This window comes from Thermoflexus hugenholtzii (assembly GCF_018771565.1).
In the GTDB taxonomy this organism is placed as follows: domain Bacteria; phylum Chloroflexota; class Anaerolineae; order Thermoflexales; family Thermoflexaceae; genus Thermoflexus; species Thermoflexus hugenholtzii_A.
This window is the reverse complement of record NZ_CP076326.1, coordinates 281048-296576: the sequence shown is the minus strand read 5'-3', so window position 1 is coordinate 296576 and position 15529 is coordinate 281048. Positions and strand designations below refer to the sequence as shown.

Sequence of the window (15529 nt, the reverse complement as noted above, 5' to 3'; positions counted from 1 at the left end):
TCCCGCCGGCGCCGGAGGCGTTCCTTACGCCTCCTCCCCGGCCTCCTCCGGCTCCAGCTCGGCCAGCGGCACGACGGCCTCGCATTTGAGGCAGCGGGCGTTCTCCCGATCCTCCTGCACCAGGAGGCCGCCGCAATGCGGGCAGCGGACGGTCAGGGGGCGCTTCCAGGTGGTGAAGTTGCAGGTCGGCCAGTTGCTGCAGCCGTAGAAGGTGCGCCCCCGCTTGCTCTTCTTCTCCAGCAGCTCCCCGCCGCACTGCGGGCACGGCACCCCCAGCTTGTTGAAGAAAGGCCGGGTGTAGCGGCACTCCGGGAAGCGGGTGCATCCGACGAACTTCCCGAACCGCCCGTAGCGGATTTGCAGCGGGGCGCCGCACTCCGGGCATTGCTCGTCCAGCACCTCATGGTCCAGGGAGACCTTCTGGATCCTGGCCAGGGCCTCCTGGAGCCGCTGCTCGAAGGGCCCGTAGAAGCGCCGCAGCACCTCCACCCAATCCTCCTCCCCGGCGGCGATGCGGTCCAGGTCCTCCTCCATCCGGGCCGTGAAGTTCACGTCCATGATGTCGGGGAAGTGCTGGACCAGCAGGTCGGTGACGGTGATCCCCAGGGGGGTGGGGACCAGGCGCTTGTCCACCCGCTCGACGTAGCCTCGCTGGAAGAGGGTGGAGAGGATGGGGGCGTAGGTGCTGGGCCGGCCGATGCCCAGCTCCTCCAGGGTCTTGATCAGGGAGGCTTCGGTGTAGCGGGGCGGCGGCTGGGTGAAATGCTGCTCCGGGAGCACCCGCCACAGCCGCAGCCGCTCGTTGGGCTCCAGGGGCGGCAACAGCCCGCCCCCCTCTTCCTCCTCCTCCGGCTTGACGTCCTCCTCCCGGGCCTCCTCGTAGACCACCAGGAAGCCGGGGAAGCGGATGGCGGAGCCGGTGGCGCGGAAGAGGTAGCGGGGATTCTCCAGGGCCTCCAGGGGGATCTCCCCGTCGGCGATCAGGGCGCGGGGCACGGCCACGATCTCTACGGTCATCGTGTCCAGGATGGCGGGGGCCATCTGGCTGGCGATGAAGCGCTTCCAGATCAGCTCGTAGAGGCGATACTGATCGCGGTCCAGATAGGGCTTCACCGATTCCGGCGTCCGGAACACGGAGGTGGGGCGGATGGCCTCGTGGGCCTCCTGGGCGATGCGGGCCCGGGTCTTGTAGACCGGAGGCTCCGGCGGCAGCAGGTGCTCCCCGTAGGCCTGGGCGATGAAGCGCCGCGCCTCCTCCTGGGCCAGAGGGGAGACGTTCGTGGAGTCCGTGCGCATATAGGTGATGAGGCCCACGGAGCCTTCCTCGCCCAGGGGCAGGCCCTCGTAGAGCTGCTGGGCGACGGCCATGGTGCGGCGGGCGGTGAAGCCCAGGCGGCGGGAGGCCTCCTGCTGCATCGTGCTGGTGGTGAAAGGCGCCGCCGGCCGCCGCCGCCGCTCCCCTTTCTTGACGTTGACCACGACGTAAAGGGCGTCCTCCAGCTCCGCCACCAGCGGGCGCACCTGCTCCTCGTTCTTGAGGTCCGGCTCGAGGCCCAGATAGCGGACCAGCCGGGCGCGGAAGGCGCGCTCGTCGTCCAGTTTGGAGAGCTCCACGGCGATGGTCCAGTATTCCTCGGGGACGAAGGCCTGGATCTCCCGCTCCCGCTCCACGATCAGCCGCAGGGCGACGGATTGGACCCGGCCGGCGGAGAGGCGGCCGCGGACCTTCTCCCAGAGCAGGGGGCTCAGCTTGTAGCCCACCAGCCGGTCCAGGATGCGCCGGGCCTGCTGGGCGTGGACCAGCTGCATGTCGATGCCGCGGGGGTGGGCGAAGGCCTCCCGGATCGCCGGCTCGGTGATCTCGTGGAAGACGACGCGACGGAGCTTGGAGGGCGGGATGTCCGCCACCTCGGTCAGGTGCCAGGCGATGGCCTCCCCTTCCCGGTCCGGATCGGTGGCCAGGTAGACCTCCTCAGCCTCTTTGACCGCCTGTCGCAGCTCCCGCACCACCGCCTGTTTCTCTTTGGGCACCCGGTAGGTGGGCTTGAAGTTGTTCTCGACGTCCACCGCCAGCTGGGATTTAAGGAGATCCCGCACGTGCCCGATGGAAGCTTTCACGGTGAAGCCCCGGCCCAGGATGCGGCCCACGGTGCGGGCCTTAGCCGGGGATTCCACGATGACCAGCCGCGTCCCCTTCTCCGCCATCCTGACTCCCTCCCGTCGAATGAATTCGACCTCAAAGAGCCTTCGGCCGACGGTCGGCCTGGCAGGCCGAATGAATTCGGCCCGAGAAGGCCTCCGGCCACCGGTCGGCCTGCGCCGACCGGAAAGACATTCTTCGCGTCGGCGAAGGCCGACGCTTGGCGCGGGGCACGCCGGATGAATCCGGCCTCGAAGGGCCTTCGGCCAACGGTCGGCCTGCGCCGACCGGAAGTCATTCTTCGCGTCGGCGAAGGCCGACGCCCGGCGCGGGGCGCGCCGGATGAATCCGGCCTCGAAGGGCCTTCGGCCAACGGTCGGCCTGCGCCGACCGAAAAGACATCCCTTGCGTCGGCGAAGGCCGACGCTTGGCGCGCAAGCGCCTCAGGAGGCCGATTTCAATCGGCATGAAAGCCGACGCCCGGCGCGAAGCGCCTCAGAAGGCCGATTTCCATCGGCCCGAAACCGTTACAGATACTCCTGTCGCCCCTCGCGCTTCAGCGCCTCCACCAGGAGACGCACGTCCTGGGCGCGCTCGCGGTGGCAGACCAGGAGGACATCATCGGTGTCGACGATGATCAGATCCCGGACGCCCAGGGTGGCCACCAGACGGCCGTTGCCGAAGATCAGCGAGCCCGAGGTGTCCAGCCCCAGGTGCTCCGCGCCCAGGACCACGTTGCTCTGATCGTCGCCGGCCAGGATATCGAGCAGGGCGGCCCAGCTGCCGATGTCGTTCCAGCCGAACTCGGCGGGGATGACGGCGACCTCCTGGGCCTTCTCCATCACTCCGTAATCGATGCTCGTGTTGGGCATCCCGGGCCAGATGCGGCGCAGGACCTCCCCCTCCTCCGGGGTCCCCAGGGCGCCCTCCAGCTCCCGCAGCCCGGCGGCCAGCTCCGGCATATGGCGCGCGATCTCCTCCAGGATGCGGTCCACGCGCCAGATGAACATCCCGCTGTTCCAGGAGTGGCGCCCATCGGCGACGAAGCGCTCCGCCGTGGCCAGGTCGGGCTTCTCCCGGAAGGCCCGCACCCGGTAGGCCAGGAAGCCCCCGAACCGCCCCAGGAGCTCCCCGCGTTCGATGTAACCGAACCCCGTGGCCGGATAGGTGGGGCGGATGCCCAGGGTGACCAGGAACCCTCTCTCGGCGACCTGGAAGGCCGCCCGGAGGACGGCGCGGAAGCGGGCCTCGTCCCGGATGTAGTGATCCGCGGGCAACACCGCCATGCAGGCCCGGGGATCCCGGCGGCGCAGATGCAGGGCCGCCAGCCCGATGGCCGGGGCGGTGTTGCGGCCCACCGGCTCCACCAGGAAGTTCTCCCGGGGGATCTCCGGGGCCTGCTGCATGAGCTCCTCGGCGTGCTCCCGGCCGGTCACCACGAGGATCTGCTCCGGCTTGAACATGGGGAGCAGGCGATCGACCGTCAGCTGGAACATCGTCCGCTCCCCCAGGAGCCGGAGCATCTGCTTGGGGCGGCTCTGCCGGCTCAGCGGCCACAGCCGGGTGCCGCTGCCCCCCGCCAGGATCACCGCGAACATCTCCCCCGCCATCCGCCACCTCCCCTCGCATTTCGCCGATTCGCAGATTCCGGCTGAGAATAGAGCCTGCCGGCCGACTCCGGCTGTCCGCCCGGATCCTTCATCGGCGCGAGAGCCTGTGCGTCGAATGAATTCGACCTTCAAGGGCCTTCGGCCGACGGTCGGCCTGGCGGGCCGAATGAATTCGGCCCGAGAAGGCCTTCGGCCATCGGTCGGCCTGCGCCGACCGAAAAGACACTCTTCACGTCGGCGAAGGCCGACGCTTGGCGCGGGGCACGCCGGATGAATCCGGCCTCGAAGGGCCTTCGGTCAACGATCGGCCTGGCGGGCCGAATGAATTCGGCCCGAGAAGGCCTCGGCCATCGGTCGGCCTGCGCCGACCGAAAAAACATCCCTTGCGTCGGCGAAGGCCGACGCTTGGCGCGCAAGCGCCTTAGAAGGCCGATTTCAATCGGCGCCAAGGCCTTCGGCCAACGGTCGGCCTGCGCCGACCGAAAAAACATCCCTTGCGTCGGCGAAGGCCGACGCTTGGCACACAAGCGCCTCAGGAGGCCGATTTCAATCGGCGCCAAGGCCCTCGGCCAACGGTCGGCCTGCGCCGACCGAAAAGACATCCCTTGCGTCGGCGAAGGCCGACGCCCGGCGCGAAGCGCCCGAGAAGGCCGATTTCAATCGGCATGAAAGCCGACGCCCGGCGCGCAAGCGCCGCAAGAAGGCCGATGTCCATCGGCGCGAAAGCCCGCCGCCGGGCAGGCAGTCGCCGGAAAATAACGATAACGCAGAGCGAACGGGTTCTGCAACTTCGACCGTCCGGAGCGGTCCGGCCATCCTTCGATCCGCAGGAGGCTTTCGTCCATGAACGTGCTGGTGCTGCATGGGCCCAACCTCAACCTGCTGGGGACGCGGGAGCCCCACATTTACGGGACGATGACCCTGGAGGAGATCAACGCCCGGCTGGAGGAGTGGGCGGCCGCCCACGGCGTCACCCTGCGCATCATCCAGTCCAACCACGAGGGCGTCCTCATCGACGCCATCCACCAGGCCCGGGGCTGGGCGGACGCCATCCTGATCAACCCGGGCGCCCTCCATATCTACGGCTACGCCCTGCGGGACGCCCTGGCCGCCGTGAACCTGCCCGCCGTGGAGGTCCATCTCTCCAACCTTTACGCCCGGGAGGAATGGCGCCGGGTCTCGGTGATCGCTCCGGTCTGTAAGGGGGTGATCCAGGGCTTCGGCTGGCGCAGCTACCTGCTGGGCCTGGAAGCGCTATACGCCCTCCATCAGGAGCGCGCCGCGCAGGGCCGGGCGTAAGCCAAGCGAGGAGCGCGATGCCCGAACGGTTCCCCCCGGCGCCTTACCGGGTGCGGATGCTGGCCGGGACCCCGCGGGAGATCGGCGCGCAGCTGGGCCGCCTGGATCCGCCTTTCCATCGCCCGCCCTGGTGGCCGCCGCCTCCGGATCCCGAGCTGGCCGAGGCCTGCCGCCGGCTGGTGGCCCGCTGGCATCCCCCCTTGATCGAGGAATACGAAGGCTACGCCGCCGCCCAGGGGATGGATCCCCGGCTCCTCTGGCAGCAGGTCTGTCGCACCTCCATGCGCGCCCGCCTGTTCGCCTGCTCCGCGGGGGCCGTGTGGGGGCCTGCGGGCGCGTGGGTAGGGCGCAATTACGATTTCCGCCCGATCCAGCGCCGGCGGGATCTGGTGGGGCTGCGCCCGGAGGGGTGCCTGGCCTCCCTGGGGATGATGGGCAGCGTCCCCGGCGGCCGTTACGATGGGGTCAACGAGGCCGGCCTCTTCGTCTCCCTGCACGCCGTGATGGCCGACGAGCCGCCTCCCCGTCCCGGGATCCCCTTCCATCTGATCCCCCGCATCCTGCTCGAGCGCTGCCGCTCGGCCGGGGAGGCCGTGGAGCTCCTGCTGCGGATGCCGCATATGCTCCCCCTGAACCTCCTGGTCGCCGATCCCCAGGAGGGGTTCGCCGTGGAGATCCATCCGCTCTGCGCGGCGGTGCGCCTCCCGGAGGACGGGATCCTGACGGTGACGAACCACTACGAGCATCCGGCGATGCAGCCTTATGGAGGCCGCCGGGATCTGCGGTTCTCCATGCGGCGGAAGGAACGGCTAACGGAGCACATTGCAACCGGGGAGGGCCCGCCCCGGGAGCGCCTCCGCAGGGCTTTAAGCGATCACGAGGCGCCGGTCTGCGGGCACCGCCCCGGGTTCTCCACCCTCTGGTCCGTGATCGCGGACCTGAGGGGGCGCGCCATCGAATACGCCTTCGGCCCCCCCTGTCAGACCCCCTTCCATCCCTTCCCATGGCCCTCCGCCTCTGAATGGGATCATCCAGGCGCGCCCGATTCGGGAAACTGAAATGCGCGGGCGCGTTTCCTCCGGCGGCCCTGGGGCGGTGGTATAATTCGGATAACCAAGTAATCATGGACGGGTTCGCAGCGGAAACCCAGAGGTCGCGGTCCCTAAGCAAAAGTCGCGGCGGAAGCCGCTCCGACAATGCATTGACCCTGGAGGGGCCCAGGGATGGAAGCGAGCAGAGCTCCCGCGATCTTCCGGATCCGCCCGCATCTCGTTCAGCGGGTTCACGAGGGGCTGCAACAGGGGACGGTGTGGATCGCCGCGCCGCCCGGCTACGGCAAGAGCACGCTCCTGCGCTCCCTGGAGCTCCATCTCCCCGGCAGCCGCTATCTGGGCCTCATGCCATCCGCCATCGACCCGGATTGCCTCCGGGAAGTCCTCGCGTCCCTTCAGGGAGCCCGCATCCGACTCCTGGACGACGTCCATCTCCTCGCCGATGGCCCGGAGGCGCTGGGCGTGTTGCAAGAGGCCATCGCCCGGACCCCGGAACGCTGGGTGGTTGCCGGGCGGTGGATCCCGGAGCCGCTGGGCGGAGGCCCGTTTCCGCAAACATGGCTGACGGAGGCGGAGCTGGCCTTCTCCGTCGACGAGGTGGCGGCGGCCCTCGGGGTGGACCCCGGGACGGCCGTCCAGGTGCATCGGCGGACCCGGGGCTGGCCCATGGCCATCGCCCTGCTCGCCCAGCCTGACGCCGACCGCCCTCTCCCGGAGCGGTGGCCGGAGGCTCGGGATCGGCTTTTCGAGGAGCTGGCCCGCTCGTTGATCCGAACCCTCCCCGAGCCGCTGCGCGCCTTCCTGTTCCGCACCGCGATCCCGCTGTGGTTCAACGGAGCCCTGGCCGCCGCCCTCCTGGAGGACCGTTCGGATCTCCTGCCCCAGCTGCCCGGCCTGTTGCAGGAGGTCCAGCGGCGCCGGCTGTTCCTGGAGTCCGCCGGATCCCCGGATCGCTGGCGCTACCACGAGCTGTTCCGGGAGTTCCTGCTCCGGCACATCCCGGAGCCGCTCCCGCCCCTTTTCACCCGCGCCGTCGCCTGGTTCGAGAAACAGGGCGACCTGGAGATGGCCATCGAGCACGCCCTGGCCGGCGGGCTGGACGCCGAAGCAGTCCGGCTGCTGCGGGCCCTGCCGGACGCCTTCATCTGGGATCGGGGGCGGCGGCGGACGTTCCGACGCTGGGTGATGGCCCTCCCGGAGCCCGCGCGTCGGGAGGCGCCGGATCTGATGCTCCGCCTGGGCAAGGAGCTCCATCGGGGCGGCTACTGGGAGGAAGGCCGCGCGCTCCTCCGGGAAGTGCTGGCCTGGGCGGAGCAACGGGGCGATCCGGCGTTGCGGGATCAGGCCTCGCTGATGCTGGCCTCCGTGCTCTACATCGAGGGCCGCTTTGGGGAAAGCCTGGCCTGGAGCATGCAGGGGCTGGGGCAGGCGCGCTCCCCGGCCCTGCGCATGCGGCTGCTCAAAACCGCCGCGGACGCCTGCACCGGCCTGGGCCGTCTGAGCGAAGCCCGGCGCCTCTATCAGGAGGCGATGGCCCTGGCGGAGGCGCTGGGAGATCCCCACTACCCGGCGTTCCTCCGCCACAATCAGGCGGTGGGCGTGGAGATCCCTGCCGGGCGCTTTGAGGCGGCGCGGGCACTGCTTTCCGCCAACGCTCCCTATTACACGGAGCGGCCCGCCCAGCGGATCACCCATCAGATGGGCTGGGCGCTGCTCGCGGTGGAGACCGGAGCCTGGGCCGAGCTGGAAGGAATCCTTCGGGAGATCGAGGCCCTGGCCCACGAGGTGGAGGAAGGACAGGCCAGCAACGATTTCTGGTTCTGGTGGTGCCGGGCGATGGGCGCCATCGGCCAGAAACGATGGGACGCCGCCGCTCAGGCCCTCGCCCGGGCCGGGGATCTGGCCCATGGGCATCCCGAGCGGATGGGAGCCCTCGCCCAGGCCCAGGCCTGGCAGGCCCGCCGGCAGGGCCGCCCGGAGGAAGCCCTCCGGATCGCGGAGCAGGCCCTGCCGCGCCTGGAAGGGGCCCCCCTCGTCCGAGGCCTGGTGGCCCTGGAGCGGGATCTGGCCGCCTGGGCGCTGGGGCAGGCGGAATCCCACCCGGCCGTGGGAGCTTTGATCGCCGCCCGGGCCGGCGCCGCTTTCCCCCGGTTGCGGGCCCTGCGGGCTCTCCAGGCTTACGCCGCCGGGGATCCCCGCTGGCGCCGCCACCTCCACGCCGCCCTTCGTCAGATCCGACGGGAGGACTGGCTCTCCGCCCGGGACCCGGAGCTGGGGACCGCCCTCTGGCTGCTCTGCCTGCAGGAGGGGATCCACGAGGCGGAGGCCATCCGAGCGCTGGGACGCCTGCGGCCTCTCTCCGAGCTCGGGGCCTTGCTCCGGCATCCCCGCGAGGGGGTTCGTCACGCTGCGGCCCAGGCCCTGGCCGCCGCCGGAGAGGAAGCCGCCATGCCGCTCCTGCAGGATGCCCTCCGCCGGGAGCGCCACGCCCAGGTCCGTCAGGCTATAGCCGCCGCCCTGGAGGCCCTGGAATCCCTCCCCCCGCCTCCCCTGGAGATCCGGCTTCTGGGCCGCTTCGAGGTCCGGCGCGGCGGGCAGCTCCTCCCGGACTCCGCCTGGCCCCGGCCGGCTGTCGCCCGCCTCCTGCAATACTTCGCCCTCCATCGACGTCAGTGGCTCACCCGGGAGCGCATCCTGGAGGACCTGTGGCCCAAGCGGGATCCCGAGGAGGCGGAGGAGATCTTCCGTCGGCTCTTCTCCTGGCTGCATCAGGTCCTGGAGCCGGCGGTGCGCCCCAAGGGCCCCTTCCGCTACTTCGCCAGCGCAGGGGAGAGCCTGCGTTTCGATCCGCAGGATGTGGTGAAAGTGGATGTGGAGCAGATGGAAACGGAGATCCGCCGGGCGCTGGCGGCGCGCCCGATGAATCGGGGGACCTGGGCGGCGCTGGCGGCGCGCCTGGAGGAATGGCCCCTGTTGCTGCCCGGGGTGCCGTATGACGCCTGGCTGATCCCCCACCAGGAACGCTGGCGATCGCTGCGCACCGAAGCCGCCCAGGCCCTGGCGGAGGACGCACTGGTCCTCCAGGAGCCCGTGGAGGCCATCCGCTGGGCGGAGCGCGCCATCGAGGAGGCCCCCTGGCTGGAGGAAGGCTACCAGGTCCTGATGCGGGCCTGGTCCCGCCTGGGGCAACGGGCCCGCGCCCTGCGCGTTTACGAGGAGGCGGTGGAAACCCTCCGTCGGGAGCTCCAGGTCCCTCCCGCCCCCCTCACCCGCTGGCTGGCCGAACGCCTCCGTCGGGGCGAGCCGATTTAAGCCCCGGTCCGCCTTCCCGGCTCCCTGTTCACAGGTTGTTCACAACCCCCGCCTACTCTTTGCTTCGAGCAAGAAGGGACCCCACCGACTTTCCGAGAGGAGGGTGCGATGTCGAACATGGGATCATCCGGAAGCCGGCTTCCGTTGGTGGTGGGCGGGGGATGCGCCGGGCTGCTGCTGCTCGGGCTGGCCCTCGTCGGCCTGGGCGTGTGCGCGCTGGGCGTCGTCGCGCTGAGCCGCGGACAGGGCCCGCAACCCGTTCGGCCAGCCACCCCGGCCGTCCGACCGACCGGCGTGCCCGGCGGTCAGACGGCGCCCCAGCCTGGCGGGACCACCGGGATGCCTTCAGAAGGCGGACCCGCCGGAGGCGGCCCAGCCGGCGCGCCCGGCGGTCAGACCATGCCCCAGCCTGGCGGGACCACCGGGATGCCTTCGGGAGGCGGACCCACCGGAGGCGGCCCAGCCGGAGGAGCAGGAGGAGGCGGCTTCACGCTGGTCCAGACCGGCGGCTATACCTGTGATGTGAACGCCAACCAGTGCCGACCCCTCACCTCCGGAACGGGGTCTGCGATCCAGGTGCAAGCGCTGGGGGATGGGAGCATCCAGGTGCAGTTCCCCTTCGGCGGCCTGCGGGTCAACCGGGATTGCTCTCTGGTGGACCAGCCGGGCTATACCCTTTTCCCGTGTCCTTTCTTCCCCAACGTGCAGGGGTTCCAGGGGCTTCTGGTCACTCCCCAGGGCGCCCAGCCGATCAACACGCCGTTCCAGTATGCGCTGATCGACACGGATTTCGATCAGGACGGCATCGTGAACGAGCCCGGCTACTACAGCCACAGCAGCGGCAGCCTGGCCTTTGAGGCGTATCGGGAGGACGGCACCCTCAAGTTCGCGGGCTACATCGTCGACACCGGGAACTACACCTACCTGTATGTGTTCACCTACCAAGCGCGCTGAGATCGGTGGAGCCCGGCCCTCTTCGGACCGGGGCCTTCCAGATCTCCTGGGCAGGTGAGTGCCTTCCGGCTACAGGACATGTAGGGCAACTGCGAGCAGTTGCCCCACATGCGGGCCGGGCTCCTTCCCCAAACAGATGACCGGGAGGTGAAACATGACGGCATCCGCGATTGCGGCGCTGGGGATCGCCATGGTCGGGGCGTTGATCCCCACCCTCCTGTTCGCAGGGCTGCTATGGTGGTTCGACCGCTACGAGAAGGAGCCGCTGACCCTGATGGGGGCCGCCACCCTCTGGGGCAGCCTGGCGCAGATGGCGGTGACCCTGCTGCGGCCCCTGGTCCTCGCCGGGGGCGCGGCCCTGTTCGATCCGCTATGGGCGGGGACCTGGGGGAACGCCTTCCTGTTGCCGGCTCTGGAGGAGGTGATCAAGGCCCTCTTCCTGGCCGGCTTCTTCGTCCTGTATGCCCGGGAGATCGACAGCCTCTACGACGGCTTCCTCTACGGAGCCCTGACCGGCTTCGCCTTCGCTGCTGCGGACACCATCGTGGGGGCGCCGGCCCGGGGCTGGAGCCTGGAGGGGGCTTTCGGGCGGACGCTGGCGCTGGGCCTGGCCCACGCGTTCTTCACGGGGTGGATCGGCCTGGGGCTGGCGGCGGGCCGGCTGAGCCGGAGCCCGGCGCGGCCGGCGTGGCCCCTCCTGGGCGTCCTGGCTGCCTTCCTCTTCCACAGCCTGCGGGAGCTGGCCATCGTGCCCACCCTCTGGAACCCGGGGCTGGCTGGCATACGGGCCCTGATCAACGCCCTGGGCGTCCTGCTGCTGATCGGCATCGTGATCTATGGGATGGGCCGGGAGCGGGCCTGGATCGCCCGTTACCTGGGGGAGGAGGTCTCCGCCGGCGTCCTCCCGGCGGCCCTGTATGAAGTCCTCCGCTCGCCGGGAGGCTGGCTGACCTACCGCTGGGGGCCGCTGCTGCGGGGCGACGCCACGACGTGGCGGCGGCGTGGGCAACAGCTCCAGGTCGCCGCTGAGCTCGCCTTCCGCAAGCATCAGCAGGCGGCCCTGGGGGAGGCCCGATGGGAGGAGGAGATCCGGCGCCTGCGCGAGCTCCTGCGCCGCCTGGCGGAGTAAGCGACGGCTTCATCCCCGACCGGAGGGACAACCATGGAGAGCCAGGGAGGATTCCCCCTCATCGCCCTGTGTCTGGCGCCCGTGCTGGCCTTCGGGCCGATGGTCCTCTACGCGGTCTTCGCCTGGTGGTTCGACCGCTTCGAGAAGGAGCCCCTCTGGCTGATCGCCGCCGCCTTCCTGTGGGGCAGCGTCCCCACCGTCCTGCTTTCCCTGTGCGCCCAGATCCCGACCTTCGCCGTCTTCCAGGCCGCGCTGGGGCAGAGCGCAGGGAGCGCCCTGGGTTCCATCCTCGTCGCGCCCTTCACGGAGGAGCTCTTCAAAGGGCTTTTCGTCTTTTTGCTCTTTCTGCTCTACCGGCGGGAGATCGACAGCCTCTACGACGGCTTCCTCTACGGCTCCCTGGTGGGCTTCGGCTTCGCCGCCACCGAGAACGTCCTCTATTTCCTAAGCGCGGCCTCTGCGGGCGGGTTGGGGGGGATGTTCGAAAACTTCATCGCCCGGGCCATCGTCTTCGGCCTCAACCACGCGGCCTTCACATCCCTCACCGGCCTGGGGTTCGCCGCCGCCCGGCTGTCGACCTCGGCCCTGGTCCGCCTGACCACTCCCATCCTGGGCCTGGGCGGGGCGATGGCCTTCCACGCCCTGCACAACACCGTGGCCACCCTGACCAAAGCCGCTCAGTCCCCGCTGGTCTGCCTGTTCTGGGTTCCCTTCGATTGGATAGGGGCGCTGCTGATCTTCGCCATCGCCCTCTACGGGCTCACCCGGGAGCAGCGCTGGCTGCGGCAGTATCTCCGCGAGGAGGTGGAGGCAGGCGTGCTGCCGGAGGCCCTCTATCGGCAAGCCACATCGATCCTGGGTCGCATCGGCGCGCGATGGGGGGCGCTGCTGCGCGGGGATGTGACCACCTTCCGGCGGCTGGGATGGATCTACGCCCTGGCGACGGAGCTGGCCTTCCGCAAACATCAGCGGGCCGCCCTGGGGGAGACCCGCTGGGAGCCGGAGATCCAGCGCCTGCGGGAAGCGCTGCGCCAAGCCGTCGGCCCCGCCGGCGCCGGATGAGGAGAGGCCATCTCCTTCTGTTGCCCCCATAAACACCGAGGGCGGCCTTCCCTGCCAGCCGACCGTTCGCTCGCTGAAACGGAAGGTCGCCCTTACCAACCAAAGTCCTATTAAAAGCCTCTTTCTTTATCCAATCAATTTTAGAAGATCTTCTACAGACATTCTTGCATCGCGCAAAATCTTTTTCAAAAGCCCTCTTCCAATTGTCTGACCTGCATGAACAGGGACCGTGACAACCCGTCCATCGGGGTGTCTCAGTCTGACATGACTTCCACGCTGCCGGATCACTTGGAAACCAGCCTTTTCCAGGGCGCGGATCAACTCTTTGGCAGTTAAAGCCGGCAGACGATTCATTCGATGATCACCTTCTGCAAACCGATGAATTCGGCGCTCGGCTCCTCACCTTCCTCCAGACACATCTGGATAACTTCTCGAATATTTTCCAGCAGCTCCTCCAGCGTTCGCCCCTGGCTATAGCAGGCTCGCAGTTGGGGAACCTCCCCCACATAATATCCGTCTTCATCCCGTTCGATCACCACGTAAAATTCTCGCGCTTGCTTGCCCATCCGTTATACCTCCTCCATGGCATGCGGCCCATCATCTGCTGACATTATATTATGGTCACATATGCTCGTCAAAGCGGGAGTCTTTCCAGAGGCAGTTCTTGAGGGCTCACGGCCCTGAACGCATCCGGAGCCATCGTCTGGAGGCGCTTGCGGCGCGCCGTCCATCGAGCTGCCCGGACGATGGCCCCCTTCCGACCGGCGAGCTCCCTTCCGCGGCGGAGCCACTACTGGATCACTTCCCCGGAGGCGCTTCCGAGGGGCCCTCCACGGCTTGCCCCAGGATCCGCGGCAGATCCGCGAGGTTGCGGAAAACCCACTGGCGCATGGTGGCCGGCTCCGTCACCCGGCCGTAGACCGCCCCATCCGGGTCCTGGAAGACCTGGACCACGTAGACGCGCACGAGCCGCCGATGCGACACCGGTTCGATCCCAGCCATCGAAGCCTCCCGGCGTGAGATCCGGATCTCCCAGCCCCTCGCACCTGATCTTCCCCCGCCCCTGGGAACAGGCTGTGAACCGGAGGATGCGGCCTCAGGGCATGCCGGCGGACCAGAGCCCCCACAGCAGCGCGCCGAGGAGCCCGCCGATCCGCCCGCGCCATCCGAAGCCCGTTCGGATCGCCAGGGGAAGGGCCGCGAGCAGCGCTCCCGCCGCCCGGATGAAATAGACCGCGCTCAGGAACTCCAGGGGGGTCCGGCGGTAGAGGCGCTCCAGCCACTCCCCCGCCAGCGGAAGGACCGGCAGGGGCAGGATCCAGGGCGCCACCTGAAAGGCCACCGCCCCCAACCCGATCCACGCCCCGTGCATCCATCGATCGGTCCGCGAGCCCTCCGGCGGCGGGAGCAGCAGGCTCCCCAGCAAGAAGGCCAGCGGCGGCAGAAAGCGGTCCTCCAGGGGGAGCAGCGAGGCCAGCGGGAGCATCAGGCCATAGCCCAACAGGAAGGGGCGGACCGGGGAGACCGTCCCTTCCCCTTCCACGCCCCGGGCGGCCTGCAGGGCGGTGAACAGCAGGTAGGGGAAGCCCCAGGCCATGGCACCCAGCAACGGCCACAGGGCGGTGTTCCGAACCAGCCCCTCCGGATCCTCGAGCTGCCGGGCCATGACGGCAGTGAGCAACAACAGCCCGGCCGCGATGATCCACTCCAGCAGATCCTCCGCTTCCTCCCGCAGCTCCTGCAGACCCTTCAACGGCTCCCACGTCCAGGCCACCATCATCAGAAGCAGCGGCCACCACTGCTGGGGCAGCTCCAGGTCCACGATCTCGAAGAACGCCTGGTAGAAGGCGAACAGGAAGGCCACCGTGCCGATGAGGAGGGCGACATACCGCTGGGCGAAGGCCCCCGCCGCCATCCGCCGCCGCATCCCGAGGCCGGCCACCCCCAGGACGAACAGGACCCCGACGGCCGTCCGGCCCGCCAGATAGGCGTCCGGAGGCCAGCCCCGAAGGGCATGCCAGATCCCTTGATACAGCGCGAAGGGAGCCCACAGTCCCGGGCGCGCCAACCCCTGCATCCCCAGCTCGGGCCAGAAGGCCGGCAGGGCCAGCGCGCCCAGCGCCAGGGTCAGGAAGGGGAGCGCCCCGAAGAGATGGGGGCGGGCGCGCAGGAGCTCCATCCGGCGGCTCCAGAAGTGGCCCAGGCGTCCCCCCTCCTCCACCAGATTGGCCCCCAGCCAGAGCCAGACCGGGACGCTCAGGCCCCACGCCCCGGCGAGCATCTGCCGGATCCCCTCGCCGAGGGCCGCCGGCCCGCTCCCCCAGGCGACCAGATAGGGGATCGTCAGGCCCAGGGCCAGCAGGCCCCCCCGCGCCATCCGGGAGATCCGCACCGAGGGCCAGAAGGGAAGGCTCATCAGCCCGATCCCCAGCAGCGCCTTGAGCCCCAGGCTGAGCAAGAAGGGATGGATCGGATGGGGCGGGAACTGGGCCAGGGCCAGCGCCCACAGGATCCGCCCGGGCCAGCCCGCGAGGGCGGAGCGGGGATGGGTCCGCTCGAACAGGAGAAGGGCCAGCGTCGGCGCCAGCACCAGCGGCGAGGCCCCGGCCAACAGCGGCAGGCCGAAGTAGAACAGGCCATAGACCGCGACCGGCAGCCGGAAGGCCGCCGGCAGATCCCCCGCCGTCGCCGTCAGCAGAGTCCAGAGAAAGGCGATCCACAGCGTGAGCAGCCCGATCCCCGCCGGATGGGCGAGCCCGTCCCGGACCTGCGGGCCCACCCCCGGGAGAGTGAAAACGAAGGCCGTCCCCAGGGTGGCGAACAGCAACAGAAGCCAGGCCCACCCTCGCGGCCCCATGCGGAGGAGATCCGTTAGCAGGCCGACGCCGCTCCGCTGGGGGGCCAGGATGAACGTGTGGAGAGCGTCCGCCGCCGTCCGGCGCAGCTCCATCCACGCGGACCGCATCTCGCC

Annotated in this window: 12 protein-coding genes; 6 read left to right on the top strand and 6 right to left on the bottom strand. The window is 69.5% G+C overall.

Annotated elements, in window-relative coordinates:
* Positions 1-24: 24 nt before the first annotated feature.
* Together topA and KNN16_RS01450 are read right to left on the bottom strand one after the other, a co-directional pair.
* Positions 25-2205, bottom strand: a complete 2181-nt coding sequence (topA, locus tag KNN16_RS01455) for a type I DNA topoisomerase (protein ID WP_303898235.1) — start codon at positions 2203-2205, stop codon at positions 25-27.
* 462 nt (positions 2206-2667) lie between these two features.
* Positions 2668-3750 (bottom strand): mannose-1-phosphate guanylyltransferase, encoded by a 1083-nt coding sequence (locus KNN16_RS01450; protein ID WP_303898232.1) that lies wholly within the window; start codon positions 3748-3750, stop codon positions 2668-2670.
* Between the two features lie 843 nt (positions 3751-4593).
* Here KNN16_RS01450 and aroQ point away from each other — a divergent pair.
* The 6 genes from aroQ to KNN16_RS01420 all read left to right on the top strand — a co-directional run bounded on the left by aroQ (position 4594) and on the right by KNN16_RS01420 (position 12558).
* Positions 4594-5049: a type II 3-dehydroquinate dehydratase gene (gene aroQ / locus KNN16_RS01445; RefSeq protein WP_299288869.1), complete on the top strand. Its 456-nt coding sequence runs from the start codon at positions 4594-4596 to the stop codon at positions 5047-5049.
* Positions 5050-5066: 17 nt separating this feature from the next.
* Positions 5067-6107: a C45 family peptidase gene (locus KNN16_RS01440; protein WP_299288866.1), complete on the top strand. Its 1041-nt coding sequence runs from the start codon at positions 5067-5069 to the stop codon at positions 6105-6107.
* A gap of 165 nt (positions 6108-6272) precedes the next feature.
* Positions 6273-9413, top strand: a complete 3141-nt coding sequence (locus tag KNN16_RS01435) for a BTAD domain-containing putative transcriptional regulator (RefSeq protein WP_303898229.1) — start codon at positions 6273-6275, stop codon at positions 9411-9413.
* A 108-nt stretch (positions 9414-9521) separates the two neighbouring features.
* Positions 9522-10367 carry a hypothetical protein gene (locus KNN16_RS01430; RefSeq protein ID WP_303898226.1) on the top strand — a complete coding sequence of 282 codons (846 nt, stop codon included), beginning with the start codon at positions 9522-9524 and terminating at the stop codon, positions 10365-10367.
* 154 nt (positions 10368-10521) lie between these two features.
* Positions 10522-11496 carry a PrsW family glutamic-type intramembrane protease gene (locus KNN16_RS01425; RefSeq protein ID WP_303898223.1) on the top strand — a complete coding sequence of 325 codons (975 nt, stop codon included), beginning with the start codon at positions 10522-10524 and terminating at the stop codon, positions 11494-11496.
* Between the two features lie 33 nt (positions 11497-11529).
* Positions 11530-12558 (top strand): PrsW family intramembrane metalloprotease, encoded by a 1029-nt coding sequence (locus KNN16_RS01420; RefSeq protein ID WP_303898220.1) that lies wholly within the window; start codon positions 11530-11532, stop codon positions 12556-12558.
* A gap of 126 nt (positions 12559-12684) precedes the next feature.
* Here KNN16_RS01420 and KNN16_RS01415 read toward each other — a convergent pair whose 3' ends face one another.
* From KNN16_RS01415 to KNN16_RS01400, 4 genes are all read right to left on the bottom strand, one after another.
* Positions 12685-12912, bottom strand: a complete 228-nt coding sequence (locus KNN16_RS01415; protein WP_303898217.1) for a type II toxin-antitoxin system HicA family toxin — start codon at positions 12910-12912, stop codon at positions 12685-12687.
* On the bottom strand, positions 12909-13124 hold the full coding sequence (locus KNN16_RS01410) for a type II toxin-antitoxin system HicB family antitoxin (RefSeq protein ID WP_303898215.1): 216 nt from the start codon (positions 13122-13124) through the stop codon (positions 12909-12911). Before KNN16_RS01410 ends, KNN16_RS01415 begins: the two co-directional genes overlap by 4 nt.
* Before the next feature lie 232 nt (positions 13125-13356).
* Complete coding sequence (locus KNN16_RS01405; RefSeq protein WP_303898213.1) at positions 13357-13560, bottom strand: hypothetical protein; 204 nt, start codon at positions 13558-13560, stop codon at positions 13357-13359.
* A gap of 94 nt (positions 13561-13654) precedes the next feature.
* Entirely contained in the window at positions 13655-15523 is a 1869-nt protein-coding gene (locus KNN16_RS01400; RefSeq protein WP_303898211.1) for a hypothetical protein, read from the bottom strand.
* Positions 15524-15529 lie beyond the last annotated feature (6 nt).

Coding starts and splice junctions, on each gene's coding strand:
- KNN16_RS01430 (WP_303898226.1), top strand. CDS start 9,522: ATGTCGAACATGGGATCATCCGGAAGCCGGCTTCCGTTGGTGGTGGGC.
- KNN16_RS01440 (WP_299288866.1), top strand. CDS start 5,067: ATGCCCGAACGGTTCCCCCCGGCGCCTTACCGGGTGCGGATGCTGGCC.
- KNN16_RS01410 (WP_303898215.1), bottom strand. CDS start 13,124: ATGGGCAAGCAAGCGCGAGAATTTTACGTGGTGATCGAACGGGATGAA.
- KNN16_RS01420 (WP_303898220.1), top strand. CDS start 11,530: ATGGAGAGCCAGGGAGGATTCCCCCTCATCGCCCTGTGTCTGGCGCCC.
- topA (WP_303898235.1), bottom strand. CDS start 2,205: ATGGCGGAGAAGGGGACGCGGCTGGTCATCGTGGAATCCCCGGCTAAG.
- aroQ (WP_299288869.1), top strand. CDS start 4,594: ATGAACGTGCTGGTGCTGCATGGGCCCAACCTCAACCTGCTGGGGACG.
- KNN16_RS01435 (WP_303898229.1), top strand. CDS start 6,273: ATGGAAGCGAGCAGAGCTCCCGCGATCTTCCGGATCCGCCCGCATCTC.
- KNN16_RS01400 (WP_303898211.1), bottom strand. CDS start 15,523: ATGCGGTCCGCGTGGATGGAGCTGCGCCGGACGGCGGCGGACGCTCTC.
- KNN16_RS01405 (WP_303898213.1), bottom strand. CDS start 13,560: ATGGCTGGGATCGAACCGGTGTCGCATCGGCGGCTCGTGCGCGTCTAC.
- KNN16_RS01450 (WP_303898232.1), bottom strand. CDS start 3,750: ATGGCGGGGGAGATGTTCGCGGTGATCCTGGCGGGGGGCAGCGGCACC.
- KNN16_RS01425 (WP_303898223.1), top strand. CDS start 10,522: ATGACGGCATCCGCGATTGCGGCGCTGGGGATCGCCATGGTCGGGGCG.
- KNN16_RS01415 (WP_303898217.1), bottom strand. CDS start 12,912: ATGAATCGTCTGCCGGCTTTAACTGCCAAAGAGTTGATCCGCGCCCTG.